General features: G+C 67.9%; 35 protein-coding genes and 1 pseudogene. 35 read left to right on the top strand and 1 reads right to left on the bottom strand.

Annotated elements, in window-relative coordinates:
• Positions 1–3: 3 nt before the first annotated feature.
• From rplD to IH25_RS0100905, 34 genes and pseudogenes are all read left to right on the top strand, one after another.
• Positions 4–654, top strand: coding sequence for a 50S ribosomal protein L4 (gene rplD / locus IH25_RS0101075; RefSeq protein ID WP_030601210.1), 651 nt, complete (start codon positions 4–6; stop codon positions 652–654).
• On the top strand, positions 654–1,073 hold the full coding sequence (gene rplW, locus IH25_RS0101070; protein WP_030601206.1) for a 50S ribosomal protein L23: 420 nt from the start codon (positions 654–656) through the stop codon (positions 1,071–1,073). Before rplD ends, rplW begins: the two co-directional genes overlap by 1 nt.
• Positions 1,074–1,113: 40 nt before the next feature.
• Positions 1,114–1,950 (top strand): 50S ribosomal protein L2, encoded by an 837-nt coding sequence (gene rplB / locus IH25_RS0101065; RefSeq protein WP_030601203.1) that lies wholly within the window; start codon positions 1,114–1,116, stop codon positions 1,948–1,950.
• 12 nt (positions 1,951–1,962) lie between these two features.
• Positions 1,963–2,244, top strand: a complete 282-nt coding sequence (gene rpsS / locus IH25_RS0101060; RefSeq protein ID WP_030601199.1) for a 30S ribosomal protein S19 — start codon at positions 1,963–1,965, stop codon at positions 2,242–2,244.
• Between the two features lie 45 nt (positions 2,245–2,289).
• Positions 2,290–2,637 carry a 50S ribosomal protein L22 gene (rplV, locus tag IH25_RS0101055; RefSeq protein WP_030601197.1) on the top strand — a complete coding sequence of 116 codons (348 nt, stop codon included), beginning with the start codon at positions 2,290–2,292 and terminating at the stop codon, positions 2,635–2,637.
• On the top strand, positions 2,637–3,461 hold the full coding sequence (rpsC, locus tag IH25_RS0101050) for a 30S ribosomal protein S3 (RefSeq protein ID WP_010036723.1): 825 nt from the start codon (positions 2,637–2,639) through the stop codon (positions 3,459–3,461). The genes rplV and rpsC overlap by 1 nt, the downstream gene beginning before the upstream one ends.
• Positions 3,462–3,466: 5 nt before the next feature.
• Entirely contained in the window at positions 3,467–3,886 is a 420-nt protein-coding gene (rplP, locus tag IH25_RS0101045) for a 50S ribosomal protein L16 (protein WP_009190136.1), read from the top strand.
• Positions 3,886–4,110 (top strand): 50S ribosomal protein L29, encoded by a 225-nt coding sequence (gene rpmC, locus IH25_RS0101040; protein WP_018564811.1) that lies wholly within the window; start codon positions 3,886–3,888, stop codon positions 4,108–4,110. The genes rplP and rpmC overlap by 1 nt, the downstream gene beginning before the upstream one ends.
• A complete protein-coding gene (gene rpsQ / locus IH25_RS0101035; protein WP_020941675.1) occupies positions 4,107–4,394 on the top strand; it encodes a 30S ribosomal protein S17 in 288 nt (95 codons plus the stop codon). Before rpmC ends, rpsQ begins: the two co-directional genes overlap by 4 nt.
• A 99-nt stretch (positions 4,395–4,493) precedes the next feature.
• On the top strand, positions 4,494–4,862 hold the full coding sequence (gene rplN, locus IH25_RS0101030; protein WP_003998823.1) for a 50S ribosomal protein L14: 369 nt from the start codon (positions 4,494–4,496) through the stop codon (positions 4,860–4,862).
• Positions 4,863–4,864: 2 nt separating this feature from the next.
• Positions 4,865–5,188, top strand: coding sequence for a 50S ribosomal protein L24 (gene rplX, locus IH25_RS0101025; RefSeq protein WP_030601194.1), 324 nt, complete (start codon positions 4,865–4,867; stop codon positions 5,186–5,188).
• Positions 5,188–5,745: a 50S ribosomal protein L5 gene (rplE, locus tag IH25_RS0101020; RefSeq protein ID WP_030345436.1), complete on the top strand. Its 558-nt coding sequence runs from the start codon at positions 5,188–5,190 to the stop codon at positions 5,743–5,745. The genes rplX and rplE overlap by 1 nt, the downstream gene beginning before the upstream one ends.
• Positions 5,746–5,750: 5 nt before the next feature.
• Positions 5,751–5,936, top strand: coding sequence for a type Z 30S ribosomal protein S14 (locus tag IH25_RS0101015; protein ID WP_003948630.1), 186 nt, complete (start codon positions 5,751–5,753; stop codon positions 5,934–5,936).
• A gap of 215 nt (positions 5,937–6,151) precedes the next feature.
• The gene (rpsH, locus tag IH25_RS0101010; RefSeq protein ID WP_014674378.1) at positions 6,152–6,550 is read left to right on the top strand and encodes a 30S ribosomal protein S8; all 399 of its coding nucleotides are present in this window, start codon (positions 6,152–6,154) and stop codon (positions 6,548–6,550) included.
• Positions 6,551–6,574: 24 nt separating this feature from the next.
• Positions 6,575–7,114 (top strand): 50S ribosomal protein L6, encoded by a 540-nt coding sequence (gene rplF, locus IH25_RS0101005; protein WP_030601192.1) that lies wholly within the window; start codon positions 6,575–6,577, stop codon positions 7,112–7,114.
• 3 nt (positions 7,115–7,117) lie between these two features.
• Entirely contained in the window at positions 7,118–7,501 is a 384-nt protein-coding gene (gene rplR / locus IH25_RS0101000; RefSeq protein ID WP_030601188.1) for a 50S ribosomal protein L18, read from the top strand.
• A 36-nt stretch (positions 7,502–7,537) separates the two neighbouring features.
• Positions 7,538–8,143: a 30S ribosomal protein S5 gene (rpsE, locus tag IH25_RS0100995; protein ID WP_019753099.1), complete on the top strand. Its 606-nt coding sequence runs from the start codon at positions 7,538–7,540 to the stop codon at positions 8,141–8,143.
• A gap of 2 nt (positions 8,144–8,145) precedes the next feature.
• Complete coding sequence (gene rpmD / locus IH25_RS0100990) at positions 8,146–8,328, top strand: 50S ribosomal protein L30 (RefSeq protein ID WP_003998814.1); 183 nt, start codon at positions 8,146–8,148, stop codon at positions 8,326–8,328.
• A gap of 2 nt (positions 8,329–8,330) precedes the next feature.
• Entirely contained in the window at positions 8,331–8,786 is a 456-nt protein-coding gene (gene rplO, locus IH25_RS0100985) for a 50S ribosomal protein L15 (RefSeq protein ID WP_030601181.1), read from the top strand.
• 189 nt (positions 8,787–8,975) lie between these two features.
• A complete protein-coding gene (gene secY, locus IH25_RS0100980) occupies positions 8,976–10,289 on the top strand; it encodes a preprotein translocase subunit SecY (RefSeq protein ID WP_030601178.1) in 1,314 nt (437 codons plus the stop codon).
• Complete coding sequence (locus IH25_RS0100975) at positions 10,289–10,951, top strand: adenylate kinase (protein WP_030601176.1); 663 nt, start codon at positions 10,289–10,291, stop codon at positions 10,949–10,951. Before secY ends, IH25_RS0100975 begins: the two co-directional genes overlap by 1 nt.
• Before the next feature lie 100 nt (positions 10,952–11,051).
• Entirely contained in the window at positions 11,052–11,888 is an 837-nt protein-coding gene (map, locus tag IH25_RS0100970) for a type I methionyl aminopeptidase (protein ID WP_030601174.1), read from the top strand.
• 22 nt (positions 11,889–11,910) lie between these two features.
• Positions 11,911–12,084: pseudogene (locus IH25_RS41865) on the top strand (type I methionyl aminopeptidase); the annotation flags it as partial.
• 223 nt (positions 12,085–12,307) lie between these two features.
• Positions 12,308–12,529 (top strand): translation initiation factor IF-1, encoded by a 222-nt coding sequence (gene infA, locus IH25_RS0100960; protein WP_003948620.1) that lies wholly within the window; start codon positions 12,308–12,310, stop codon positions 12,527–12,529.
• 60 nt (positions 12,530–12,589) lie between these two features.
• Positions 12,590–12,703 carry a 50S ribosomal protein L36 gene (gene rpmJ / locus IH25_RS0100955; RefSeq protein WP_003998809.1) on the top strand — a complete coding sequence of 38 codons (114 nt, stop codon included), beginning with the start codon at positions 12,590–12,592 and terminating at the stop codon, positions 12,701–12,703.
• A gap of 192 nt (positions 12,704–12,895) precedes the next feature.
• Entirely contained in the window at positions 12,896–13,276 is a 381-nt protein-coding gene (rpsM, locus tag IH25_RS0100950) for a 30S ribosomal protein S13 (RefSeq protein ID WP_023547369.1), read from the top strand.
• 65 nt (positions 13,277–13,341) lie between these two features.
• On the top strand, positions 13,342–13,746 hold the full coding sequence (rpsK, locus tag IH25_RS0100945) for a 30S ribosomal protein S11 (RefSeq protein ID WP_003956432.1): 405 nt from the start codon (positions 13,342–13,344) through the stop codon (positions 13,744–13,746).
• Positions 13,747–13,895: 149 nt separating this feature from the next.
• Positions 13,896–14,918 carry a DNA-directed RNA polymerase subunit alpha gene (locus tag IH25_RS0100940; RefSeq protein WP_003966937.1) on the top strand — a complete coding sequence of 341 codons (1,023 nt, stop codon included), beginning with the start codon at positions 13,896–13,898 and terminating at the stop codon, positions 14,916–14,918.
• Positions 14,919–15,033: 115 nt separating this feature from the next.
• Entirely contained in the window at positions 15,034–15,534 is a 501-nt protein-coding gene (rplQ, locus tag IH25_RS0100935) for a 50S ribosomal protein L17 (RefSeq protein WP_030601169.1), read from the top strand.
• Between the two features lie 81 nt (positions 15,535–15,615).
• Complete coding sequence (gene truA, locus IH25_RS0100930; protein ID WP_030601166.1) at positions 15,616–16,479, top strand: tRNA pseudouridine(38-40) synthase TruA; 864 nt, start codon at positions 15,616–15,618, stop codon at positions 16,477–16,479.
• Positions 16,480–16,862: 383 nt separating this feature from the next.
• Positions 16,863–18,281 (top strand): glycosyltransferase family 2 protein, encoded by a 1,419-nt coding sequence (locus IH25_RS0100925; protein WP_030601163.1) that lies wholly within the window; start codon positions 16,863–16,865, stop codon positions 18,279–18,281.
• Positions 18,281–19,297, top strand: coding sequence for a glycoside hydrolase family 26 protein (locus IH25_RS0100920; protein ID WP_245172651.1), 1,017 nt, complete (start codon positions 18,281–18,283; stop codon positions 19,295–19,297). The genes IH25_RS0100925 and IH25_RS0100920 overlap by 1 nt, the downstream gene beginning before the upstream one ends.
• Complete coding sequence (locus tag IH25_RS0100915; RefSeq protein ID WP_030601157.1) at positions 19,294–21,291, top strand: glycosyltransferase family 39 protein; 1,998 nt, start codon at positions 19,294–19,296, stop codon at positions 21,289–21,291. The genes IH25_RS0100920 and IH25_RS0100915 overlap by 4 nt, the downstream gene beginning before the upstream one ends.
• Positions 21,292–21,463: 172 nt before the next feature.
• Entirely contained in the window at positions 21,464–22,207 is a 744-nt protein-coding gene (locus tag IH25_RS0100905; protein WP_030601154.1) for a polyprenol monophosphomannose synthase, read from the top strand.
• 34 nt (positions 22,208–22,241) lie between these two features.
• Here the strand turns inward: IH25_RS0100905 and IH25_RS0100900 are convergent, their stop codons facing one another.
• Positions 22,242–23,117: a hypothetical protein gene (locus tag IH25_RS0100900; protein ID WP_030601151.1), complete on the bottom strand. Its 876-nt coding sequence runs from the start codon at positions 23,115–23,117 to the stop codon at positions 22,242–22,244.
• Between the two features lie 268 nt (positions 23,118–23,385).
• Between IH25_RS0100900 and rplM the strand changes: the two genes are divergently transcribed.
• Positions 23,386–23,829, top strand: a complete 444-nt coding sequence (rplM, locus tag IH25_RS0100895) for a 50S ribosomal protein L13 (RefSeq protein ID WP_014674395.1) — start codon at positions 23,386–23,388, stop codon at positions 23,827–23,829.
• The last annotated feature ends 15 nt before the right edge of the window (positions 23,830–23,844 follow it).

Below are 23,844 nucleotides of genomic sequence, written 5' to 3'. Positions count from 1 at the left end.
CCGATGAGCACTGTTGACATCCTTTCGCCGGCGGGCGACAAGGCCGGTTCCGTCGAGCTCCCCGCGGAGATCTTCGACGCCAAGGTCAGCGTCCCGCTGATCCACCAGGTCGTCGTCGCGCAGCTGGCCGCTGCCCGCCAGGGCACGCACAAGACCAAGACCCGCGGTGAAGTCCGTGGTGGTGGCAAGAAGCCGTACCGCCAGAAGGGCACCGGTCGCGCCCGCCAGGGTTCGACCCGCGCGCCGCAGTTCGCCGGTGGTGGCGTCGTGCACGGTCCCGTGCCGCGTGACTACTCGCAGCGGACCCCGAAGAAGATGAAGGCCGCCGCCCTGCGCGGTGCCCTCACCGACCGGGCGCGTCACAACCGCATCCACGTCGTCTCCGGCGTGGTCGAGGGCCAGGTCTCCACGAAGGCCGCGAAGAGCCTGTTCGGCAAGATCTCGGAGCGCAAGAACCTGCTCCTGGTCGCCGAGCGCTCCGACGAGGCCGCGTGGCTGTCCGCCCGCAACCTGCCCCAGGTCCACATCCTGGAGCCGGGCCAGCTGAACACGTACGACGTTCTCGTCTCGGACGACGTGGTCTTCACCCAGGCCGCTTTCGAGTCCTTCGTCGCCGGCCCGAAGGCCAACGACACCGAAGGGAGCGAGGTCTGATGGCCATCCGTCACCCCGCTATCGCCTCGAAGGCCGCCAAGGCCGCCAAGGCCGCGCGCGTCGCCAAGGCGCGTCGCCACGCCACCGAGGGCAAGAACACCGTCGAGACCCCGCTGAGCAAGTCGTACACGGACCCCCGTGACGTCCTGCTGAAGCCGGTCGTCTCCGAGAAGAGCTACGCGCTCCTCGACGAGAACAAGTACACGTTCATCGTCGACCCGAACGCCAACAAGACCCAGATCAAGCAGGCCGTCCAGGCGGTCTTCGACGTCAAGGTCACCGGGGTCAACACGATCAACCGCCAGGGCAAGCGCAAGCGCACGAAGACCGGCTTCGGTCAGCGTGCCGGCAGCAAGCGCGCGATCGTGACCCTCGCCGAGGGCGACCGTATCGACATCTTCGGCGGTCCGACCGCCTAAGGGCGGTCCGGATCGTCCGATATCGGACGAGGACTGAGAAATGGGAATCCGCAAGTACAAGCCGACTACGCCGGGCCGTCGTGGCGCCAGCGTTGCCGACTTCGTCGAGGTCACGCGGTCCACGCCGGAGAAGTCGCTGGTTCGCCCGCTGCACAGCAAGGGCGGCCGTAACAACGCCGGTCGTGTGACCGTTCGCCACCAGGGTGGCGGACACAAGCGCGCCTACCGAGTGATCGACTTCCGTCGTCACGACAAGGACGGCGTGCCGGCGAAGGTCGCGCACATCGAGTACGACCCCAACCGCACCGCGCGCATCGCGCTGCTGCACTACGCCGACGGCGAGAAGCGCTACATCCTCGCCCCGCGCAACCTGCAGCAGGGCGACACCGTGGAGAACGGTCCCGGGGCCGACATCAAGCCGGGCAACAACCTGGCCCTCCGTAACATCCCGGTCGGTACCACGATCCACGCGATCGAGCTCCGTCCCGGTGGCGGTGCCAAGTTCGCCCGCTCCGCGGGTGCCTCCGTGCAGCTGCTCGCGAAGGAGGGCGCCTACGCCCACCTGCGCATGCCCTCCGGTGAGATCCGCCTGGTCGACGTGCGCTGCCGCGCCACCGTCGGCGAGGTCGGCAACGCCGAGCAGTCGAACATCAACTGGGGCAAGGCCGGCCGTAAGCGGTGGCTGGGCGTTCGCCCGACCGTCCGTGGTGTGGTCATGAACCCGGTCGACCACCCGCACGGTGGTGGTGAGGGCCGTACCTCCGGTGGTCGCCACCCTGTGTCCCCGTGGGGCAAGAAGGAAGGCCGTACTCGTTCGCCCAAGAAGGCGTCGAACAAGTACATCGTCCGCCGCCGCAAGACGAACAAGAAGCGCTAAGGACGGGTTGAGATGCCTCGTAGCTTGAAGAAGGGGCCCTTCGTCGACGACCACCTGATCAAGAAGGTGGACGCCCAGAACGATGCCGGCACCAAGAACGTCATCAAGACCTGGTCCCGTCGCTCGATGATCGTCCCGGCCATGCTCGGCCACACGATCGCGGTGCACAACGGCAAGACCCACATCCCGGTGTTCGTCACCGAGTCGATGGTCGGCCACAAGCTCGGCGAGTTCTCGCCGACGCGCACCTTCCGGGGCCACGTCAAGGAAGACCGGAAGTCGAAGCGCCGCTAGTAGCGGATCGCATTCAGACACGTAAGTAACTCTGAAGGGACAACCATGGAAGCCAGGGCACAGGCGCGGTACATCCGCGTGACGCCCATGAAGGCCCGCCGTGTGGTGGACCTCATCCGTGGCATGAACGCCACGGAGGCCCAGGCTGTTCTGCGATTCGCTCCGCAGGCAGCCTCCGTGCCCGTCGGCAAGGTGCTGGACAGCGCCATCGCCAACGCCGCGCACAACTACGACCACACCGATGTCGACAGCCTCTTCGTTTCCGAGGCCTACGTCGACGAGGGCCCGACCCTGAAGCGGTTCCGGCCGCGCGCCCAGGGCCGTGCCTACCGGATCCGCAAGCGGACCAGCCACATCACCGTGGTCGTCAGCAGCAAGGAAGGAACCCGGTAATGGGCCAGAAGGTAAACCCGCACGGGTTCCGGCTCGGTGTCACGACCGACTTCAAGTCGCGTTGGTACGCCGACAAGCTGTACAAGGACTACGTCAAGGAAGACGTCGCCATCCGTCGGATGATGACGTCCGGCATGGAGCGCGCCGGCATCTCCAAGGTGGAGATCGAGCGCACCCGTGACCGCGTCCGCGTGGACATCCACACCGCTCGCCCGGGCATCGTCATCGGCCGCCGCGGCGCCGAGGCCGACCGCATCCGCGGTGACCTGGAGAAGCTGACCGGCAAGCAGGTCCAGCTCAACATCCTCGAGGTCAAGAACCCGGAGACGGACGCTCAGCTGGTGGCCCAGGCCGTCGCCGAGCAGCTGTCCTCCCGCGTCTCCTTCCGTCGGGCCATGCGCAAGAGCATGCAGTCCGCCATGAAGGCCGGCGCCAAGGGCATCAAGATCCAGTGCGGTGGCCGCCTCGGCGGCGCCGAGATGTCCCGCTCGGAGTTCTACCGCGAGGGCCGTGTGCCCCTGCACACGCTCCGCGCGAACGTGGACTACGGCTTCTTCGAGGCCAAGACGACCTTCGGCCGCATCGGTGTGAAGGTCTGGATCTACAAGGGCGACGTCAAGAACATCGCCGAGGTCCGCGCCGAGAACGCTGCCGCCCGTGCGGGTAACCGCCCGGCCCGCGGTGGCGCCGACCGCCCGGCCCGTGGTGGCCGCGGTGGCGAGCGGCGCGGTCGCAAGCCGCAGCAGGCTGCTGGTGCCGAGGCCCCCAAGGCCGAGGCCCCCGCGGCTGCCGCTCCGGCTGAGAGCACCGGAACGGAGGCCTGACCGAAATGCTGATCCCCCGTAGGGTCAAGCACCGCAAGCAGCACCACCCGAAGCGCAACGGTATGTCCAAGGGTGGAACGCAGGTTGCGTTCGGCGAGTACGGCATCCAGGCGCTGACCCCGGCCTACGTCACGAACCGCCAGATCGAGGCGGCCCGTATCGCGATGACCCGCCACATCAAGCGTGGCGGCAAGGTCTGGATCAACATCTACCCGGACCGTCCCCTCACCAAGAAGCCGGCCGAGACCCGCATGGGTTCCGGTAAGGGTTCTCCGGAGTGGTGGATCGCGAACGTCAAGCCCGGACGTGTGATGTTCGAGCTGTCGTACCCCAACGAGAAGATCGCCCGTGAGGCGCTGACCCGTGCGGCCCACAAGCTGCCGATGAAGTGCCGGATCGTCAAGCGCGAGGCAGGTGAAGCGTGATGTCGGCCGGTACCAAGGCGTCCGAGCTGCGCGAGCTGGGCAACGAGGAGCTTCTGGGCAAGCTCCGCGAGGCCAAGGAAGAGCTGTTCAACCTCCGCTTCCAGGCGGCGACGGGTCAGCTCGAAAACCACGGTCGGCTGAAGGCCGTCCGTAAGGACATCGCGCGGATCTACACCCTGATGCGCGAGCGCGAGCTGGGCATCGAAACGGTGGAGAACGCATGAGCGAGAACAACGTGACTGAGCAGAACACCGAGGCCCGAGGCTTCCGCAAGACCCGTGAGGGTCTGGTCGTCAGCGACAAGATGGACAAGACCGTCGTCGTCGCCGTCGAGGACCGTGTGAAGCACGCGCTGTACGGCAAGGTCATCCGCCGTACGAACAAGCTCAAGGCCCACGACGAGCAGAACGCCGCGGGCGTCGGCGACCGCGTCCTCCTCATGGAGACCCGGCCGCTGTCCGCGACGAAGCGCTGGCGCGTCGTCGAGATCCTCGAGAAGGCCAAGTAATTCCTGCGGGCAAACCCGCAGGTCAGTTCCGCCAGGCTCGGCAGGGGCGCTCATGACTGAGGCCCCTGCCGGGAACCGGCAGACGATCAGGAGATAGACGTGATCCAGCAGGAGTCGCGACTGCGTGTCGCCGACAACACTGGTGCGAAGGAGATCCTTTGCATCCGTGTGCTCGGTGGCTCCGGTCGCCGCTACGCGGGCATCGGTGACGTCATCGTCGCCACCGTCAAGGACGCGATCCCCGGTGGCAACGTGAAGAAGGGTGACGTCGTCAAGGCGGTCATCGTTCGCACCGTCAAGGAGCGCCGCCGTCCGGACGGCTCGTACATCCGCTTCGACGAGAACGCCGCCGTCATTCTGAAGAACGACGGCGACCCTCGCGGCACCCGCATCTTCGGCCCGGTCGGCCGTGAGCTGCGCGAGAAGAAGTTCATGAAGATCATCTCGCTCGCGCCGGAGGTGCTGTAAGCATGAAGATCAAGAAGGGCGACCTGGTCCAGGTCATCACCGGCAAGGACAAGGGCAAGCAGGGCAAGGTCATTGCCGCTTACCCGCGCGAGGAGCGCGTCCTGGTCGAGGGTGTCAACCGGGTCAAGAAGCACACCAAGGCCGGTCCGACCGCCAGCGGTTCCCAGGCCGGCGGCATCGTGACCACCGAGGCGCCGATCCACGTCTCCAACGTCCAGCTGGTCGTGGAGAAGGACGGCAAGAAGGTCGTCACGCGTGTCGGCTACCGCTTCGACGAAGAGGGCAACAAGATCCGCGTTGCCAAGCGGACGGGTGAGGACATCTGATGGCTACCACCACCACCCCGCGTCTGAAGCAGAAGTACCGCGAGGAGATCGCGGGCAAGCTGCGTGACGAGTTCAAGTACGAGAACGTCATGCAGGTTCCCGGCCTCGTCAAGATCGTGGTCAACATGGGTGTCGGTGACGCCGCCCGTGACTCGAAGCTGATCGAGGGCGCGATCCGCGACCTGACCACCATCACCGGTCAGAAGCCGGCCGTCACCAAGGCCCGCAAGTCCATCGCGCAGTTCAAGCTGCGTGAGGGTCAGCCGATCGGTGCCCACGTCACGCTCCGTGGCGACCGCATGTGGGAGTTCCTGGACCGCACCCTGTCGCTCGCGCTGCCGCGCATCCGCGACTTCCGCGGCCTGTCCCCCAAGCAGTTCGACGGCCGTGGCAACTACACCTTCGGTCTCACGGAGCAGGTCATGTTCCACGAGATCGACCAGGACAAGATCGACCGCGTCCGGGGTATGGACATCACCGTGGTCACCACGGCGACCAACGACGAAGAGGGCCGTGCCCTTCTCCGTCACCTCGGCTTCCCGTTCAAGGAGGCGTGAGCGAGATGGCGAAGAAGGCTCTCATCGCGAAGGCTGCTCGCAAGCCCAAGTTCGGTGTGCGTGGCTACACCCGCTGCCAGCGCTGCGGTCGTCCGCACTCCGTCTACCGCAAGTTCGGCCTGTGCCGCGTGTGCCTCCGTGAGATGGCTCACCGTGGCGAGCTGCCGGGCGTGACCAAGAGCTCCTGGTAATCCCCTTCATTTAGGGATTCCTGGACCTCTCGGTAAGCAACCGGGACGGCAGGGCCCGAACCCCGCATGCCGTAGGCTGGTGGGGTTGGGCTCTGCCGCCCTGAACGACTTACTACGCCGTAGGTCCCCGCACCGCACCCGTCCCGTCTGAACAAGTACGGGGAGAGGGATGGCGCATATAGGAAACCCCGGCGAGAAAGGCCACAGGCCAATTCATGACCATGACTGATCCGATCGCAGACATGCTGACGCGTCTGCGGAACGCGAACTCGGCGTACCACGACTCGGTGTCGATGCCGCACTCCAAGATCAAGTCTCACATCGCGGAGATCCTCCAGCAGGAGGGCTTCATCACGGGCTGGAAGGTCGAGGACGCCGAGGTCGGCAAGAACCTCGTCCTGGAGCTGAAGTTCGGCCCCAACCGTGAGCGCTCCATCGCGGGCATCAAGCGGATCTCCAAGCCCGGTCTCCGGGTCTACGCGAAGTCCACCAACCTGCCGAAGGTGCTCGGCGGCCTGGGCGTGGCGATCATCTCCACGTCGCACGGGCTCCTCACCGACAAGCAGGCCGGCAAGAAGGGCGTGGGTGGGGAAGTCCTCGCCTACGTCTGGTAGCAGAAGGGAACGGAGGAAACAGCTATGTCGCGCATCGGCAAGCTCCCCATCGCGGTTCCCGCCGGCGTGGACGTCACCATCGACGGCCGTACGGTCAAGGTCAAGGGCCCCAAGGGCGAACTGACCCACACCGTTGCCGCGCCGATCGACATCGCTAAGGGCGAGGACGGCACCCTCCAGGTGCTGCGCCCGAACGACGAGCGTCAGAGCAAGGCCCTGCACGGCCTCTCCCGCACGCTGGTGGCGAACATGATCACCGGCGTGACCCAGGGTTACGTGAAGAAGCTCGAGATCAGCGGTGTCGGTTACCGAGTGACCGCCAAGGGTTCCAACCTGGAGTTCGCTCTCGGTTACAGCCACCCGATCCTGGTCGAGGCCCCCGAGGGCATCACCTTCAAGGTGGAGACCCCGACCCGTTTCTCGGTCGAGGGCATCGACAAGCAGAAGGTCGGCGAGGTTGCGGCCAACATCCGCAAGCTGCGCAAGCCCGACCCGTACAAGGCCAAGGGCGTCAAGTACGAGGGCGAAGTCATCCGCCGCAAGGTCGGAAAGGCGGGTAAGTAAGCCATGGCATACGGGCAGAAGATCCTCAAGGGCGACGCCTACAAGCGCGCCGCGATCAAGCGCCGTCACATCCGGATCCGCAAGCGGATCGCCGGTACGGCGGAGCGCCCCCGTCTGGTCGTGACCCGCTCCAACCGCCACATCGTGGCGCAGGTGATCGACGACCTGAAGGGCCACACCCTGGCGTCGGCGTCCACTCTGGACGCGTCGATCCGCGGTGCCGAGGGCGACAAGTCCGCGCAGGCCAAGCAGGTCGGCGCCCTGGTCGCCGAGCGTGCCAAGGCCGCCGGTGTCGAGGCCGTCGTGTTCGACCGTGGTGGCAACCAGTACGCCGGCCGCATCGCGGCCCTGGCGGACGCCGCCCGCGAAGCCGGGCTCAAGTTCTGAGCCGCTTGTAGCTAGCGGAAAGAGAGAGGTAATCCAATGGCTGGACCCCAGCGCCGCGGAAGCGGTGCCGGTGGCGGCGAGCGGCGGGACCGGAAGGGCCGTGACGGCGGCGCTGCTGCCGCCGAGAAGACCGCGTACGTTGAGCGCGTTGTCGCGATCAACCGCGTCGCCAAGGTTGTGAAGGGTGGTCGTCGCTTCAGCTTCACCGCGCTGGTCGTGGTGGGCGACGGTGACGGCACCGTGGGTGTCGGTTACGGCAAGGCCAAGGAGGTGCCGGCCGCCATCGCCAAGGGTGTTGAGGAGGCCAAGAAGCACTTCTTCAAGGTCCCCCGGATCCAGGGCACCATCCCGCACCCGATCCAGGGTGAGAAGGCCGCCGGCGTCGTGCTGCTCAAGCCCGCGTCGCCCGGTACCGGTGTTATCGCCGGTGGTCCGGTGCGTGCCGTGCTCGAGTGCGCCGGTATCCACGACGTGCTGTCGAAGTCGCTCGGCTCCGACAACGCCATCAACATCGTGCACGCGACCGTGGAGGCCCTGAAGGGCCTGCAGCGTCCCGAGGAGATCGCGGCCCGCCGTGGTCTGCCGCTCGAGGACGTCGCTCCCGCGGCTCTCCTTCGTGCGCGTGCCGGGGCGGGTGCGTAATCATGGCGCAGCTCAAGATCACGCAGGTCAAGTCCTACATCGGCAGCAAGCAGAACCACCGTGACACCCTTCGGTCGCTTGGTCTCAAGGGGATCAACACCGTGGTCGTCAAGGAGGACCGCCCCGAGTTCCGCGGCATGGTGCACACCGTCCGCCACCTCGTGACGGTCGAGGAGGTCGACTGATCATGGCGGAGAACAACCCGCTGAAGATTCACAACCTCCGTCCGGCCCCCGGCGCCAAGACCGCCAAGACCCGTGTCGGTCGTGGTGAGGCGTCGAAGGGTAAGACGGCCGGTCGTGGTACCAAGGGCACCAAGGCCCGTTACCAGGTTCCGGAGCGCTTCGAGGGTGGCCAGATGCCGCTCCACATGCGCCTCCCGAAGCTGAAGGGCTTCAAGAACCCGTTCAAGACCGAGTACCAGGTCGTGAACCTCGACAAGCTGGCCGCGCTCTACCCGGAGGGTGGCGAGGTCACCGTCGAGTCGCTGGTGGCCAAGGGCGCCGTTCGCAAGAACAGCCTCGTCAAGGTCCTCGGCCAGGGCGAGATCTCCGTGGCGCTGCAGGTGACGGTCGACGCCGTCTCCGGCTCCGCCAAGGAGAAGATCACCGCCGCCGGCGGCACGGTCACCGAGCTCGTCTGAGTCCCTCAGGCGGAGCGTCGATGACGTAAACGAACCCGACCGGGGATACCTCACAATGAGGTATCCCCGGTTGGTCGTTCCTAGGGGGGCATGGTCGCCGGTAAGGTGGCCTGCACTGTTCTTTTTCGTATTCGTCGAACCTCAGACCGTCACCCTTGACGCAGTTGCGCGGGGGTCGCAGGAGGCACCGTGCTCACCGCGTTCGCCCGGGCGTTCAGGACGCCCGACCTGCGCAAGAAGCTGCTCTTCACGCTGGGCATCATCGTGGTCTACCGGGTCGGTACCCACATCCCGATCCCCAACGTCAACTACCAGGCCGTCCAGCAGTGCGTGAAGGAGGCCGGCGCCAACCAGGGCCTGTTCGGCCTCGTGAACATGTTCAGCGGCGGCGCGCTGCTCCAGATCACGGTCTTCGCGCTCGGCATCATGCCGTACATCACCGCCAGCATCATTCTCCAGCTGCTGACCGTGGTGATCCCGCGCCTGGAGGCCCTGAAGAAGGAGGGCCAGGCCGGCACGGCGAAGATCACGCAGTACACCCGTTACCTGACCGTGGCGCTCGCCATCCTCCAGGGCACCGGCCTGGTGGCCACGGCCCGCAGCGGCGCGCTCTTCAACGGCTGCTCGGTCGCCACGAGCATCGTCGATGACCAGGCGATCTTCGCGACCATCACGATGGTCATCTGCATGACCGCCGGTACCGCGCTGGTGATGTGGCTCGGTGAGCTGATCACCGACCGCGGCATCGGCAACGGCATGTCGATCCTGATGTTCATCTCGATCGCCGCGACCTTCCCGTCCGCGCTGTGGGCCATCAAGAAGCAGGGCTCGCTGGCCGGCGGCTGGATCGAGTTCGGCACCGTCATCGCGGTCGGCCTGGTCATGGTCGGGCTCGTCGTCTTCGTCGAGCAGGCCCAGCGCCGCATCCCGGTCCAGTACGCCAAGCGCATGATCGGCCGCCGGTCCTACGGCGGTACGTCCACGTACATCCCGCTCAAGGTGAACCAGGCGGGTGTGATTCCCGTCATCTTCGCCTCCTCGCTGCTCTACATCCCGGCGCTCGTGGCGCAGTTCGCGGGGGGCAACTCGGGTTGGAAGACCTGGATCGAGCAGAACCTCACCAAGGGCGACCACCCGATTTACATCACTTCGTACTTCTTGCTCATCGTTTTCTTCGCGTTCTTCTACGTCGCTATCTCCTTCAACCCCGAGGAAGTAGCCGACAACATGAAGAAGTATGGTGGCTTCATCCCGGGCATCCGGGCTGGCCGACCGACCGCTGAGTACCTGAGCTACGTGCTCAACCGGATCACCTGGCCGGGTTCGCTGTATCTGGGTCTGATCGCTCTCGTACCGACAATGGCGTTGGTGGGCTTTGGGGCAAGCCAGAACTTCCCCTTCGGCGGGACCAGCATCCTCATCATCGTGGGTGTCGGCCTCGAGACGGTGAAGCAGATCGAGAGCCAGCTCCAGCAGCGCAATTACGAAGGGTTCCTCCGCTGATGCGTATCGTCCTCGTCGGGCCGCCGGGTGCCGGTAAGGGAACGCAGGCCGTCCGGCTCGCAGAGAAGCTGGGCATCCCGCACATCTCCACGGGCGACCTGTTCCGCGCCAACATCAGCCGGCAGACGGAGCTGGGCAAGCTCGCCAAGTCCTACATGGACGCCGGCAACCTCGTCCCCGACGAGGTGACCATCGCGATGGCCAAGGACCGCATGGAGCAGCCGGACGCGGAGAACGGCTTCCTGCTGGACGGATTCCCGCGCAACGTCTCGCAGGCGGAGGCGCTGGACGAGCTGCTGCGGGACGAGCACATGACGCTGGACGCCGTCCTCGACCTGGAGGTCCCCGAGGAGGAGGTCGTCAAGCGGATCGCCGGCCGGCGCATCTGCCGCAACGACTCCTCGCACGTCTTCCACGTGACCTACAGCAAGCCGGAGCAGGAGGGCGTCTGCGACGTCTGCGGCGGCGAGCTGTACCAGCGTGACGACGACTCCGAGGACACCGTCCGCAAGCGGCTGGAGGTCTACCACACGCAGACCGAGCCGATCATCGACTACTACAAGGCTCAGGAGCTGGTCGTGACGATCTCCTCCCTGGGCCCGGTGGACGAGATCACGCAGCGGGCGCTGGAGGCCCTCAAGCGCGAGAAGGCCGGGAAGTAGATCCCGGCCCCTCCGGCCGCGGTGCCCTTGCCGGGCGCCGCGGCCGTACTGTTGTACAGGTACCCCAGTCGACGTGAGTGACGGAGAGCGCAGGCCCCCCATGGTGCAGATCAAGACCCCCGAGCAGATCGCGAAGATGCGGGCGGCGGGCCTGGTCGTAGCCGCCATCCACGCGGCCACGCGAGAGGCCGCGGTGCCCGGCGCGACCACCCGGGACCTGGACGAGGTGGCCCGCAAGGTCCTCGCCGAGCACGGCGCGAAGTCGAACTTCCTCGGCTACGGCGGCTTCCCGGCCACCATCTGCACCTCCGTGAACGACGTGGTCGTGCACGGCATCCCCTCCGACGACGTCGTCCTGAAGGACGGCGACATCATCTCCATCGACTGCGGCGCGATCGTCGACGGCTGGCACGGTGACGCCGCCTACACGGCCTTCGTCGGCTCCGGACACTCCCCGGAGCTGATCGAGCTGTCCCGGGTGACCGAGGAGTCGATGTGGGCCGGCATCGCGGCGATGAAGCAGGGCAACCGCCTGGTGGACATCTCCCGGGCGATCGAGACCTACATCCGCCGCCAGCCCAAGCCCGGCGGCGGCCGGTACGGGATCATCGAGGACTACGGCGGCCACGGCATCGGCACCGAGATGCACATGGACCCGCACCTGCTGAACTACGTCGACCGGCGCCGCGGCAAGGGCCCCAAGCTGGTCCCCGGCTTCTGCCTGGCCATCGAGCCGATGATCTCCCTCGGCACCCCGAAGACCGAGGTCCTGTCCGACGACTGGACGGTCATCACGACCGACGGCACTTGGTCCTCCCACTGGGAGCACTCCGTCGCCCTGACCGAGCAGGGGCCGCTGGTGCTGACCGCTCCCGACGGGGGCAAGGCGAAGCTGGCCGAGTATGGTGTGGTGGCGGCGCCGGACCCCTTGGCCTGAGCGGGGCCGAGCCGCGACCGCCGGTCGGAGGCCGTCCGAGGTTCTCTCCGACGACTGGACGGTCATCACGACCGACGGCACCTGGTCGTCCAACTGGGAGCACTCGCAGGGGCCGCTGGTGCTCACGGCTCCCGACGGGGGCAGGGCGAAGCTCGCGGAGTTCGGCATCACCGCGGCGCCGGATCCGCTGGCCTGAGACCCCGCCGTCCGCTCCGATCGATCGCCGCGCGCGGGCGCGGCGCGACGTTGTGCTGCCCCGGTCGCGTAAGGATCACTCCCATGGGGCAGACTTCCCCGATTCGCCTTTCCGGGTGCGCCGACGTAGACTGACTCGTCGGCTCTTGTGCACCCGCATGCCTGCATGCTCACAATCGGTGCACGGTGGAGTCGATCAAGGTAGTCGATTCGAAGGGCGAAGCGTGGCCAAGAAGCAAGGTGCCATCGAGATCGAGGGCACTGTCGTCGAGTCTCTGCCGAACGCCATGTTCAAGGTCGAGCTCCAGAACGGCCACCAGGTCCTGGCACACATCAGCGGCAAGATGCGTATGCATTACATCCGCATCCTCCCTGACGACCGGGTCGTGGTGGAGCTGTCTCCGTACGACCTGACGCGTGGCCGGATCGTCTACCGGTACAAGTAGATCTTGCCCGCGCCCCGGGCCCGCCCGGTGCGATGGCACTGACCCGGAGAACCTCACCCCATGAAGGTCAAGCCGAGCGTCAAGAAGATCTGCGACAAGTGCAGGGTGATCCGCCGTCACGGCCGGGTCATGGTCATCTGCGAGAACCCGCGCCACAAGCAGCGCCAGGGCTGACGCACGACCGTTTCCCTCTGCACCTCTATCGCAGAGTTTCGCGCGACGCGAGCTGAATATGTTCATACGCAGGGCCCGAGCCATCCAGCTCGATACCCCCGGTTCGGAGGCCGGGGACCCGGTTCGTACCTGGTACGGCGGCCGGGAGCCGGTCCTGCGGAAGACCTCCGAAGAATCACCAGGAGCCATTGAATGGCACGCGTTTCCGGTGTTGACATCCCGCGCGAAAAGCGCGTGGAGGTCGCCCTCACCTACGTGTTCGGCATCGGCCGGACCCTCTCGAAGGAGACGCTGGCTGCGACCGGCGTCGACCCGAACACCCGCGTCCGCGACCTGACGGAAGAGCAGCTCGTCGCGATCCGCGAGTACGTCGACAACAACATCAAGACCGAGGGTGACCTCCGTCGCGAGATCCAGGCCGACATCCGCCGCAAGGTCGAGATCGGCTGCTACCAGGGTCTCCGTCACCGTCGCGGTCTGCCCGTCCGCGGTCAGCGCACCAGCACCAACGCCCGTACCCGCAAGGGCCCGCGTCGCGCCATCGCCGGCAAGAAGAAGCCGGGCAAGAAGTAGTCCGCAGCGGACGCCTGTCCACGGTCTTCGCTGTAGGACCGACCACCTCCCGTAGGAGTTATTAGATGCCCCCCAAGGGTCGTCAGGGCGCTGCCAAGAAGGTGCGCCGCAAGGAAAAGAAGAACGTCGCTCACGGCCACGCGCACATCAAGAGCACGTTCAACAACACGATCGTCTCGATCACGGACCCGTCCGGCAACGTGATCTCCTGGGCCTCCGCCGGCCACGTCGGCTTCAAGGGCTCCCGGAAGTCCACGCCGTTCGCCGCGCAGATGGCCGCCGAGTCGGCCGCCCGCCGCGCCCAGGAGCACGGCATGCGCAAGGTCGACGTGTTCGTGAAGGGCCCGGGCTCCGGTCGCGAGACCGCGATCCGCTCCCTCCAGGCCACGGGTCTCGAGGTCGGCTCCATCCAGGACGTCACCCCGACCCCGCACAACGGCTGCCGCCCGCCGAAGCGCCGTCGCGTCTGACGCTCGCTTCGACTGGCTGGGGTTTCCGGGCGGTACGGCTCCTTCGGGTCGTGCCGCCCGTACCCTTGCAGTACCCGCGCTTCTCACGGGCGCGGTTTCCGTCGGACGTCAAATAGCGGGCGTCCACGAAAGAAGGATCTGATCCACACATGCTGATCGCTCAGCGTCCCTCGTTGACCGAAGAGGTCGTCGACGAGTTCCGCTCCCGGTTCGTGATCGAGCCGCTGGAGCCGGGGTTCGGCTACACCCTCGGCAACTCCCTGCGCCGTACGCTCCTCTCCTCGATCCCGGGTGCCGCCGTCACCTCGATCCGGATCGACGGTGTCCTGCACGAGTTCACCACCGTGCCGGGCGTCAAGGAGGACGTCACCGACCTGATCCTCAACATCAAGCAGCTGGTCGTCTCCTCGGAGCACGACGAGCCGGTCGTGATGTACCTGCGCAAGCAGGGCCCGGGTCTGGTCACCGCCGCCGACATCGCGCCCCCGGCCGGTGTCGAGGTGCACAACCCCGACCTCGTCCTCGCCACGCTCAACGGCAAGGGCAAGCTGGAGATGGAGCTGACCGTCGAGCGCGGTCGCGGCTACGTCTCCGCCGTGCAGAACAAGCAGGTGGGCCAGGAGATCGGCCGTATCCCGGTCGACTCCATCTACTCGCCGGTGCTGAAGGTCACGTACAAGGTCGAGGCCACGCGTGTCGAGCAGCGCACCGACTTCGACAAGCTGATCGTCGACGTCGAGACCAAGCAGGCGATGCGTCCGCGTGACGCCATGGCCTCCGCCGGCAAGACCCTGGTCGAGCTGTTCGGTCTCGCCCGCGAGCTGAACATCGACGCCGAGGGCATCGACATGGGCCCGTCCCCGACGGACGCCGCCCTGGCCGCGGACCTGGCGCTGCCGATCGAGGAGCTGGAGCTCACCGTTCGGTCGTACAACTGCCTCAAGCGCGAGGGCATCCACTCCGTGGGTGAGCTCGTGGCTCGTTCCGAGGCCGACCTGCTCGACATCCGCAACTTCGGTGCGAAGTCGATCGACGAGGTCAAGGCGAAGCTGGCCGGCATGGGCCTGGCCCTGAAGGACAGCCCGCCCGGATTCGACCCCACGGCCGCCGCGGACGCCTTCGGTGCGGACGACGACGCGGACGCGGGTTTCGTGGAGACCGAGCAGTACTGAGTCTCTGCTTCCGGGGTTCGCGTCAGCGGACCCCGGATCTCTGACAGGCGACCGCCTGCTCAGATACTGACTCCGGTACCTGATACGGCCGGGGCAGACACCTAGGAGAAGAACCATGCCGAAGCCCACCAAGGGTGCCCGTCTGGGCGGCAGCGCCGCGCACGAGAAGCTGCTCCTCGCGAACCTCGCGAAGAGCCTCTTCGAGCACGGCAAGATCACCACCACCGAGGCGAAGGCCCGCCGCCTGCGCCCGTACGCCGAGCGTCTGATCACCAAGGCGAAGAAGGGTGACCTTCACAACCGCCGCCAGGTGCTTCAGGTGATCACGGACAAGAGCGTCGTCCACACGCTCTTCACCGAGATCGGCCCGCGCTACGAGAACCGTCCGGGTGGCTACACCCGCATCACCAAGATCGGTAACCGCCGTGGCGACAACGCGCCCATGGCCGTCATCGAGCTGGTCGAGGCGCTGACGGTGCAGCAGAAGGCCGTGGGCGAGGCCGAGGCCGCGACCAAGCGCGCGGTCAAGGAGGCCGACGAGGCCAAGGCCGAGGAGACCAAGGTCGAGGAGACCGAGGCCGCCGAGGCTCCCGCCGAGGAGTCGAAGGACGCGTAAGCGTTCTGCCCCTTGAGGGCGTTGCGGGCCCGTTCCTTTCGAGGAGCGGGCCCGCTTTCGTGTACCTGAGAGGATCTGTACGTGAGTGATGAAGTAGCACCCGGGCACGTCCGGGTCCGGCTCGACCTGTCCTACGACGGCACCGCCTTCCACGGCTGGGCGAAGCAGGCCGGGGGCCGGCGGACCGTGCAGGGGGAGATCGAGGACGCCCTGCGGACGGTCACGCGGTCCAAGGAGACGTACGAGCTGACCGTGGCCGGGCGCACCGATGCCGGGGTGCACGCCCGGGGGCAGGTGGCGCACGTCGATCTGCCCGAGGAGCTGTGGCGCGAGCACCACCAGAAGCTGCTGAAGCGGCTGGCCGGCCGGCTGCCGAAGGACGTCCGGGTGTGGGCGCTGCGCGAGGCGCCGAGCGGGTTCGACGCGCGGTTCTCGGCGGTGTGGCGGCGCTACGCCTACCGGGTCACCGACAATCCCGGGGGAGTGGACCCGCTGCTGCGGGGCCATGTGCTGTGGCACGACTGGCCGCTCGACGTGGACGCCATGAACGAGGCCGCGCGGGCGCTGCTCGGGGAGCACGACTTCGCCGCCTACTGCAAGAAGCGCGAGGGCGCGACCACGATCCGTACGCTCCAGGAGCTGAGCCTGGTGCGGGGCGAGGACGGGATCATCACCGCGACCGTGCGGGCGGACGCCTTCTGCCACAACATGGTGCGCTCGCTGATCGGCGCGCTGCTGTTCGTCGGGGACGGGCACCGGGGGCCGGAGTGGCCGGGCAAGGTGCTGGCCGCGGGCGTACGGGACTCCGCCGTGCATGTCGTACGGCCGCACGGGCTGACGCTGGAGGAGGTCGGCTACCCGGCCGACGAACTGCTCGCGGCCCGCAGCAAGGAGGCCCGGAACAAGCGCTCGCTTCCCGGACTTCCGGGATGCGAAACCTGTTAGGTACGTCGCATTTCGCGTCGCTTACGACCCATGTCCGGACTTGCCCGGGCGTATTAGCCCTTACCGACTCTTACGCGTTTCATACCGCTCGGATACAGTTGCGCGTTCCGGCCGTACGTTCGATGGGGAGGCCGGGATTGGCTGGGGGGTCGACGGGTCGGTAAGGCCCGGGGTGGGACAACGGAATGACTTCAGTGGATTCCGTACGGGCCGGGGGGCGTCGTGCGGCACGGCAGAGCGGTGGGCGGCGACGGGCCGGGCGGGGCGGAACGGCCCCGCTGGGGCTGCTGCCGCTCCCGCCGACGGACAAGGAGAAGTACTCCTACGCGCGACGGCACCTGTGGATTCTGACGATCAGCTCACTGATCAGCTTCTGCTGCCTGGTGCTGAGCCAGTTCAAGCTGGCGGCGTCCACGCCGGTGCTGTGGATCTACACGCCGCTGCTCGCCTTCACGGTGATCTACTACCTGGTGTCGTTGCGGGTGAACGGCTTCACCCGGGACTTCGACATCGCCCACCACCGGCGGCTGGTGCAGAACTGGCGGCCCGAGGTGTACCCGAGCGTGGACGTGTTCCTGCCGGTGTGCGGTGAGCCCATCGAGGTGCTGCACAACACCTGGCGGCATGTGCGGGCGATGGCCGATCGGTACCCCGGGGTGTGCGTGCCGTTCGTGCTGGACGACGGCGCGAGCCCCGAGCTGGCGGCGATGGCCCGGGACTTCGGCTTCCGCTACGGCACCCGGGAGAACCGGGGCTGGTTCAAGAAGGCCGGCAATCTGCACTTCGGCTTCGCCCAGTCCGACGGCGCGTACATCCTCATCCTGGACGCCGACTTCACCCCGCGCGCCGATCTGCTGGAGGAACTGCTGCCGTACATGGACGACGATCCGCGGATCGGCATCGTCCAGTCCCCGCAGTACTTCCGGGTGCTCGACTCGCAGAACTGGATCGAGCGCGGCGCGGGTGCGGTGCAGGAGCTGTTCTACCGCTCCGTGCAGGTCTCCCGGCAGGGCAGCGACGGCGCCATCTGCGTCGGCTCCTGCGCGATCTACCGGCGGGCGGCGCTGGAGACCAACGGCGGCACCACGCTGATCGAGCACTCCGAGGACGTGCACACCGGGTTCGACCTGCGCGGGCTCGGCTGGGACCTCAGGTACGTCCCGGTCGCGGTGTCCACCGGGGTCTGCCCGGACAGCGCGGGTGCCTTCTTCAACCAGCAGTACCGCTGGTGCTCGGGCTCGATGAGCCTGCTCGGCAGCCGCAAGTTCTGGCAGGCGAAGATCAGGCTGTCCAGCCGGCTGTGCTACATGTCCGGCTTCTTCTACTACATCCACACCGCGCTGTTCACCTTCGCGGCCCCGGTCATCCCGATCGTGCTGCTGCTGGTGATGCCGGAGAAGCTCAAGGTCGAGCATCTGCTGCTGGTGCTGCCCAGCATCCTCTACACCACGATCGTCTTCCCGATGTGGCACCGGGCGCCGTACCGCCTGGAGGCCTGGGCGACGCGGATGATGTACGGCTGGGCGCACGTCTTCGCCATCTGGGACATCCTGCGCAAGAACCGCATGGGCTGGCAGCCGACGGGCTCCTCCGGCGCCAAGAAGAACAAGACGCGGCGGTTCTGGATCGGCATGTGGGCGTGGAGCGGCGGCACGGCGCTGGTGTGGGTCACCGCGGCGGTGTACCGGACGTTCACCATGAACGCCCCGGACTTCGCCCTGATCCTGTCCTCGGGGCTGTTCTACGCGCTGGTCGTCGGCCGCGTGCTGGTGCAGCCGCGGTCCGGGGCGGAGGCCGCCTGATGCTGAAGGAACGGTTCCGTATGGCCGGCGCGGCCCTGGCCTGCGCCCTGGCCGGCGTGCTCGCGCTCGGCGGCTGCTCGCTGCTCGGGGACGACTCCGGGGGCTCCCCGGAGTCCGGCGGGGGCGCCCCGCGCTCCTCGGCGAGCCCCCAGGACATCCCCTACGACGTCACCCCCCTGATCAAGCCGGCGAAGAAGTACTACGGGGCGGCCGTGCCGGGCGCGCCGATCTCGATGAAGAACATCGACGTGTACACGGCGAGGACCGGCAAGCAGCCCAACCTGATCGAGTACTACGCCGCCTGGGGCGACGGCTTCGACGCCACCGGTGTGCGCAACGCCTGGGCCGAGGGCGCCCTGACGCTGATGTCCTGGGAGCCCTTCGACACCTCCCTCGCCGACATCGCGGCGGGCAGGTCGGACGCGTACCTCAAGGAGTACGCGACCGCGGTGCGCAGGCTGAACCTGCCCGTGGTGATGGACTTCGCGGACGAGTTCAACGGCCACTGGGAGAAGTGGGGCACGCACCACGCGACCCCGGCCCAGTACGTGGCCGCCTGGCGCCACATCCACCAGACCTTCGTCGACGTCGGCGCCACCAACGTCATCTGGGCCTGGGCGCCCAACATCGTCAACCCGGTGAAGAACGTACGGCTCCAGCCGTACTACCCGGGTGACGCCTATGTGGACTGGATCGGTCTGGTCGGCTACTTCACGATCGGCCAGGACAACGCCTTCGACAGTGTCTTCGGGCCGACCCGGGACGAGATCCGCACCTTCACCAAGAAGCCGATGCTGCTGCTGGAGACCGCGGCCATGCCGGGCGAGCGGCGGCGGGCCGATGTCCGCAACCTGTTCGCGGGCGTCGCGGCGGACGACGACATGCTCGGTTTCATCTGGTTCGACTACAAAAAGCGCGCCGACTGGCGGCTGGAGGCGAGCCCGCTGGCGCTGACGGAGTTCAAGCGCCTGGCCGCCGACGACCGTTTCGGCTTCGACGTACGGAAGCCGTCATGACCTCTCGCCCCGAGTACTACACCCCGCAGCCCTACGACCCGTACGCCGAGGAGGAGCAGCAGGGCGGCTGGTTCAACTCCGACGGCTACCTCCCGCGCCGGCCGCAGGGCCACGAGGTCCGGCAGGACTACGACGCCCCGCAGGGCTACCAGCAGGTCCCGCAGGGCTACCACCAGGTCCCCCAGGGGTATGACACCCCGCAGGATCACGGGGTCGCACAGGGGCACCCGGTCCCGCAGGGGTACGACACCCCGCAGGGCTACCACCAGGTCCCCCAGGAGTACGACACCCCGCAGGACTACGGGATCGCCCAGGGACACCCGGTCCCCCAGGGGTACGACATACCCGAGGGGTACGGGTACGACCCCGGGGCCCACGCCTACCAGCAGCCGGACGGTCAGCCGGCGTACCCCGGCCAGACCGCCGAGGAGGAGCCGGCCGCGCCCGCCGAGCCCGGGTACCACGTGCCCGAGACGCCCGAGGTCGGCTGGGACATGGCCGCCAGCCGGCGCCGCGCCTGGGTCAGCCGGGCCGTGCTGCTGTGCGTGCTGGCCGTCCAGGCGGTGCTCTCGCTGCGCCTGGCCAACACCGCGTTCCAGGACGAGGCCCTCTACCTCGCGGCCGGCCACGCCGAGCTCCAGCACCTGCTGCACGGCACCCCGCTGCCCATCGACTACGCGGCCTACTTCTCCGGCTCGCCGCAGCTGTACCCGGTGCTCGCCGCCGCCGTGGACGACGTCCTCGGCCTCACCGGGGCGCGCCTGCTGAGCCTGGCGTTCATGCTGGGCACCACCGGGCTGCTGTACTCCTTCACCCGGCGGCTGTTCAACGAGCGGGCCGCGCTGGCCGGCGCCGCGCTGTTCGCCGTCGTGCAGTCCACGGTCGTCATGGGCTACTTCGCCACCTACGACGCCGCCGCGGTGTTCCTGCTGGCCCTGGCCACCTGGATCGTCGTACGCACCGACCGGGCGCCGGTGGCCGCGGTGTTGCTCGCCGTTCCCGTCGCCGTCCTCGCCGTCGGCGTGAAGTACGCGGCCGGCCTGTACCTGCCGACCATCGTCGTGCTCGCGCTGCTCACCGGCTGGCCGCACCAGGGCCGCAAGGCGGTCCTGCGGATGCTGCTGCTCGCGCTCGGCATCGGCGCGGTGCTGGGGGCCGGCATGTACGGCACCGACCTGATGGACGGCGTGCGGCAGACCACGACCAACCGGGACCACGGCTCCGACAGCACCGCCTTGCTGCTCCAGCGGTCCGGCGAGTGGGGCGGGCTGATGTTCCTCACCGCCGTCGGCGGCGCGGTCTCCTATGTGCGGCGCAGCCGGATGAACGAGTCCCCGGCCGCCCAGCGGCTCGGCAACCCCGGATGGCGCTGGCGGGCCCTGCTCGGCCTGGTGCTGTGCGGTACCGCGCTGCTCGCGCCCGCCTACCAGATCCACCTGGGCACCGTCGTCTCGCTGTTCAAGCACGTCGGCTTCGGCCTGCTGTTCGCCGCGCCGATGGCCGGGGTCGGCGTCACCCGGCTGATCGGCGCCCACTTCCGCTACCCCCAGCTCGGCATCATGCTGTGGACCGCGACGCTCTGCCTCGGCATCTCGCAGGCGGACTGGCGCTTCGGCGTCTGGCCCGACTCCTCGAAGATGATCCAGGTCGTCGACTCCCACGTGGACCGCGAGGGCCACTACCTCGCCTCCACCCCCGAGGTGCCCGTCTACTACCTGCGGGACAAGACCACCCACCGGCAGTGGCAGGGCGTGTTCGCCCTGGAGTACACGGACAAGAAGGGCACGTACCACCAGGGTGACGAGGCCTACCGGGCGGCACTGCGCGACGGCGAGTTCGACCTGATCGTCCTGGACGGCCTCACCAACCCCCGGGTGGACGCCGTCGTCGTGGACGCGGTCAAGGGCAACCCGCACTACCGGCTCCTCGCCGACCTGCCCTTCCGCAACTCCAGCGGCACCGGTCACTACCGCATCTGGACCAAGACCTCCTGAAGAGGGGGCTGCCGCGCGAGGTGGACACGATCGACATGGGGCGCCGGGGCAGGGTGGCCGAGCCGGCCGTGAGCCGTGCGGGGGTCACCGGGTACGACCCGGAGGCCGTGGACGACGCGCGCAAGACGTTCCGGGCACCGGACAGGCCGGCGCCCGCAGGGGAGGGACAGTGATGGCACAGAGCGAGGCCCGGGTCACCGTGGTGATGCCGACGTACAACGAGGCGGCGAACCTGCCGGGCATGGCCGAGGCCGTGCTCGGGCTGGAGCTGGACGGGCTCCAGCTGAAGATCGTCGACGACTCCAGCCCGGACGGCACCGGGCGGATCGCCGAGGAGCTCGCCGAGAAGTACAACGGCGGCGGCCGGACCCGGATGAGCGTGCTGCACCGCACCGAGAAGGACGGGCTGGGCCGGGCGTACACCGCCGGGATGTCCGCCGCGCTGGACGAGGGCGCCGAGTACGTCGTCCAGATGGACGCCGACGGCAGCCACCCGGTGGAGGCGGTGCCCCGCATGCTCCGGGCGGCCCTCGACTCCGGCGCCGGGCTGGTGGTCGGCAGCCGGTACGTCGAGGGCGGCTCGCTGGACGAGGAGTGGGGCGCCCACCGGGTGCTGCTGTCCCGGTTCGCCAACCGGTACGCGCGCGCCATCCTCGGCACCGACATCCGGGACATCACCGCCGGGTTCAACCTGTGGTCGGCGCGGACCCTGCGGGACGTCGGTCTGACGTCCCTGGACAGCGCCGGCTACAGCTTCCAGGTGGAGCTGAAGTACCGGGCCGTCCGGGCCGGGCACACCGCCGTGGAGATCCCCATCCGGTTCACCGAGCGCACCGAGGGAGAGTCCAAGATGACGCTGCGCACCCAGCTGGAGTCGGCGGTGCTGCCGCTGCGGCTGCGGCTGAAGCGGTACTAAAAGCGGGAGCGGGAGCGGGCGCGCGGTCGGGAGGCTACCGGGCGGCGGCCTCGGCCTGCTCCTGGCCGCGGCGGTGGATCCGGTTCACGGTGAACTGGGCCAGGCCGTTGCCGGCGCCGAAGACGGCGGTGTCCTTCTTGGTGACGTCCTTGCCGGTGGTGAAGCCGGAGATGGTGAAGTAGGCGTAGCGGCCGTAGGCATTGCGCGTGGAGCGGCAGAAGGCCCCGTCGCAGAAGGGCTTGACGCCGCCCTTGCCGAACAGCGAGCGGACGATGGACCGGTCGTCGGTCTGCGCCTTGACCCGGGCCGCCCGCGCCGCGTCGTCGAAGACGGCGACGCCCACGGTGACCGCGATGTCGCCGTGGGTGTAGGTGGCGCGCAGCAGACGCGTGCAGCCGTTGGCGGTGAGGACGCCCGGCAGGGTGCCGCCGGCGACGGAGGCGCAGGCCGAGGTGTCGTCCGTGGCGCCCTTCGTGTACACGGTGTCGCCCAGGGTGAGCTGCTTGCCGGGGAAGAGCGTGTCGGGGCCGAGCGGAGCGGTGTCCTTCTTGGCGCTGGATATGAAGTCCGCCGGGTTCAGCGGCGGCGGCGCGCTCGTCGGCTCGAAGGACGGCGTCGCGGTGCCGGTGCCGGGTAGGGAGGCGGTGGCGGGCAGGGTGCTCGGGCCGGCCTCGGGATCACCGCCGTTCGCGGACACGACGGCAACGGCGACCGCGGTGCCTATCGCGACCGTGGCCAGCGCCCCGCCGGCTATGAACAACAGCTTGCGGCGCTTGTTCCGGGTCTCGGAGGCCTCGGCGAGCGCGGCCCAGTCGGGCGTCCCGTCGTCTTCTCCGCTGTTCCACGGCTGCTGGGAATGCGGTTTCCAGGGATCCCACTGAGACTGGGGTCCCCCCTGCCCGTAACTCATGGGGCGCATCTTAGACGGGGCCCGGTTGACACGGGGGCCGTGCGGGGGACCGCCTCGTTTTGACCCGCCCGGGGGCCAGCCGGTAACCTGCTTCTTCGTTGTGTATTGGCTTGCTCATTCTCACGGGACGGGCCCTTACACCGGTCCACCGGGCCGATGACCAGCGACCCCACGCACGCGGTTTGCGTCGCCGCCGTGGGTCAAGGCTGTCGTGATCGTTTCGGTGACCTTGTTTAGGACCATTCACTCGAAGCGAAGGCTACGAACCGTGCGTACGTACAGCCCCAAGCCCGGCGATGTGACGCGCCAGTGGCACGTCATCGACGCTCAGGACGTTGTCCTGGGCCGTCTCGCCACCACTGCTGCGACCCTCCTCCGGGGCAAGCACAAGCCGATCTACGCGCCGCACGTCGACGCTGGTGACTTCGTCATCATCATCAACGCCGACAAGGTGCACCTGTCCGGCAACAAGCGGACCCAGAAGATGGCCTACCGCCACTCCGGCTACCCGGGTGGTCTGCGCTCCGTCCGTTACGACGAGCTGCTGGACAAGAACCCGGAGAAGGCCATCGAGAAGGCCGTCAAGGGCATGCTCCCCAAGAACTCCCTGGGCCGTCAGATGCTCTCGAAGCTGAAGGTCTACAAGGGTGACCAGCACCCGCACGCGGCCCAGCAGCCGGTGCCGTTCGAGATCACCCAGGTCGCGCAGTAAGTCCGGCCACCCCCT

Origin of the sequence: Streptomyces achromogenes subsp. achromogenes, assembly GCF_000720835.1 — a bacterium.
In the GTDB taxonomy this organism is placed as follows: domain Bacteria; phylum Actinomycetota; class Actinomycetes; order Streptomycetales; family Streptomycetaceae; genus Streptomyces; species Streptomyces achromogenes.
Note: the sequence above shows the minus strand (reverse complement) of the source record. Positions and strands in the feature narration are given on the sequence as shown.

Coding starts and splice junctions, on each gene's coding strand:
- rplD (WP_030601210.1), top strand. CDS start 4: ATGAGCACTGTTGACATCCTTTCGCCGGCGGGCGACAAGGCCGGTTCC.
- rplW (WP_030601206.1), top strand. CDS start 654: ATGGCCATCCGTCACCCCGCTATCGCCTCGAAGGCCGCCAAGGCCGCC.
- rplB (WP_030601203.1), top strand. CDS start 1,114: ATGGGAATCCGCAAGTACAAGCCGACTACGCCGGGCCGTCGTGGCGCC.
- rpsS (WP_030601199.1), top strand. CDS start 1,963: ATGCCTCGTAGCTTGAAGAAGGGGCCCTTCGTCGACGACCACCTGATC.
- rplV (WP_030601197.1), top strand. CDS start 2,290: ATGGAAGCCAGGGCACAGGCGCGGTACATCCGCGTGACGCCCATGAAG.
- rpsC (WP_010036723.1), top strand. CDS start 2,637: ATGGGCCAGAAGGTAAACCCGCACGGGTTCCGGCTCGGTGTCACGACC.
- rplP (WP_009190136.1), top strand. CDS start 3,467: ATGCTGATCCCCCGTAGGGTCAAGCACCGCAAGCAGCACCACCCGAAG.
- rpmC (WP_018564811.1), top strand. CDS start 3,886: ATGTCGGCCGGTACCAAGGCGTCCGAGCTGCGCGAGCTGGGCAACGAG.
- rpsQ (WP_020941675.1), top strand. CDS start 4,107: ATGAGCGAGAACAACGTGACTGAGCAGAACACCGAGGCCCGAGGCTTC.
- rplX (WP_030601194.1), top strand. CDS start 4,865: ATGAAGATCAAGAAGGGCGACCTGGTCCAGGTCATCACCGGCAAGGAC.
- rplE (WP_030345436.1), top strand. CDS start 5,188: ATGGCTACCACCACCACCCCGCGTCTGAAGCAGAAGTACCGCGAGGAG.
- IH25_RS0101015 (WP_003948630.1), top strand. CDS start 5,751: ATGGCGAAGAAGGCTCTCATCGCGAAGGCTGCTCGCAAGCCCAAGTTC.
- rpsH (WP_014674378.1), top strand. CDS start 6,152: ATGACCATGACTGATCCGATCGCAGACATGCTGACGCGTCTGCGGAAC.
- rplF (WP_030601192.1), top strand. CDS start 6,575: ATGTCGCGCATCGGCAAGCTCCCCATCGCGGTTCCCGCCGGCGTGGAC.
- rplR (WP_030601188.1), top strand. CDS start 7,118: ATGGCATACGGGCAGAAGATCCTCAAGGGCGACGCCTACAAGCGCGCC.
- rpsE (WP_019753099.1), top strand. CDS start 7,538: ATGGCTGGACCCCAGCGCCGCGGAAGCGGTGCCGGTGGCGGCGAGCGG.
- rpmD (WP_003998814.1), top strand. CDS start 8,146: ATGGCGCAGCTCAAGATCACGCAGGTCAAGTCCTACATCGGCAGCAAG.
- rplO (WP_030601181.1), top strand. CDS start 8,331: ATGGCGGAGAACAACCCGCTGAAGATTCACAACCTCCGTCCGGCCCCC.
- IH25_RS0100975 (WP_030601176.1), top strand. CDS start 10,289: ATGCGTATCGTCCTCGTCGGGCCGCCGGGTGCCGGTAAGGGAACGCAG.
- map (WP_030601174.1), top strand. CDS start 11,052: ATGGTGCAGATCAAGACCCCCGAGCAGATCGCGAAGATGCGGGCGGCG.
- rpmJ (WP_003998809.1), top strand. CDS start 12,590: ATGAAGGTCAAGCCGAGCGTCAAGAAGATCTGCGACAAGTGCAGGGTG.
- rpsM (WP_023547369.1), top strand. CDS start 12,896: ATGGCACGCGTTTCCGGTGTTGACATCCCGCGCGAAAAGCGCGTGGAG.
- rpsK (WP_003956432.1), top strand. CDS start 13,342: ATGCCCCCCAAGGGTCGTCAGGGCGCTGCCAAGAAGGTGCGCCGCAAG.
- IH25_RS0100940 (WP_003966937.1), top strand. CDS start 13,896: ATGCTGATCGCTCAGCGTCCCTCGTTGACCGAAGAGGTCGTCGACGAG.
- rplQ (WP_030601169.1), top strand. CDS start 15,034: ATGCCGAAGCCCACCAAGGGTGCCCGTCTGGGCGGCAGCGCCGCGCAC.
- IH25_RS0100920 (WP_245172651.1), top strand. CDS start 18,281: ATGCTGAAGGAACGGTTCCGTATGGCCGGCGCGGCCCTGGCCTGCGCC.
- IH25_RS0100915 (WP_030601157.1), top strand. CDS start 19,294: ATGACCTCTCGCCCCGAGTACTACACCCCGCAGCCCTACGACCCGTAC.
- IH25_RS0100905 (WP_030601154.1), top strand. CDS start 21,464: ATGGCACAGAGCGAGGCCCGGGTCACCGTGGTGATGCCGACGTACAAC.
- IH25_RS0100900 (WP_030601151.1), bottom strand. CDS start 23,117: ATGAGTTACGGGCAGGGGGGACCCCAGTCTCAGTGGGATCCCTGGAAA.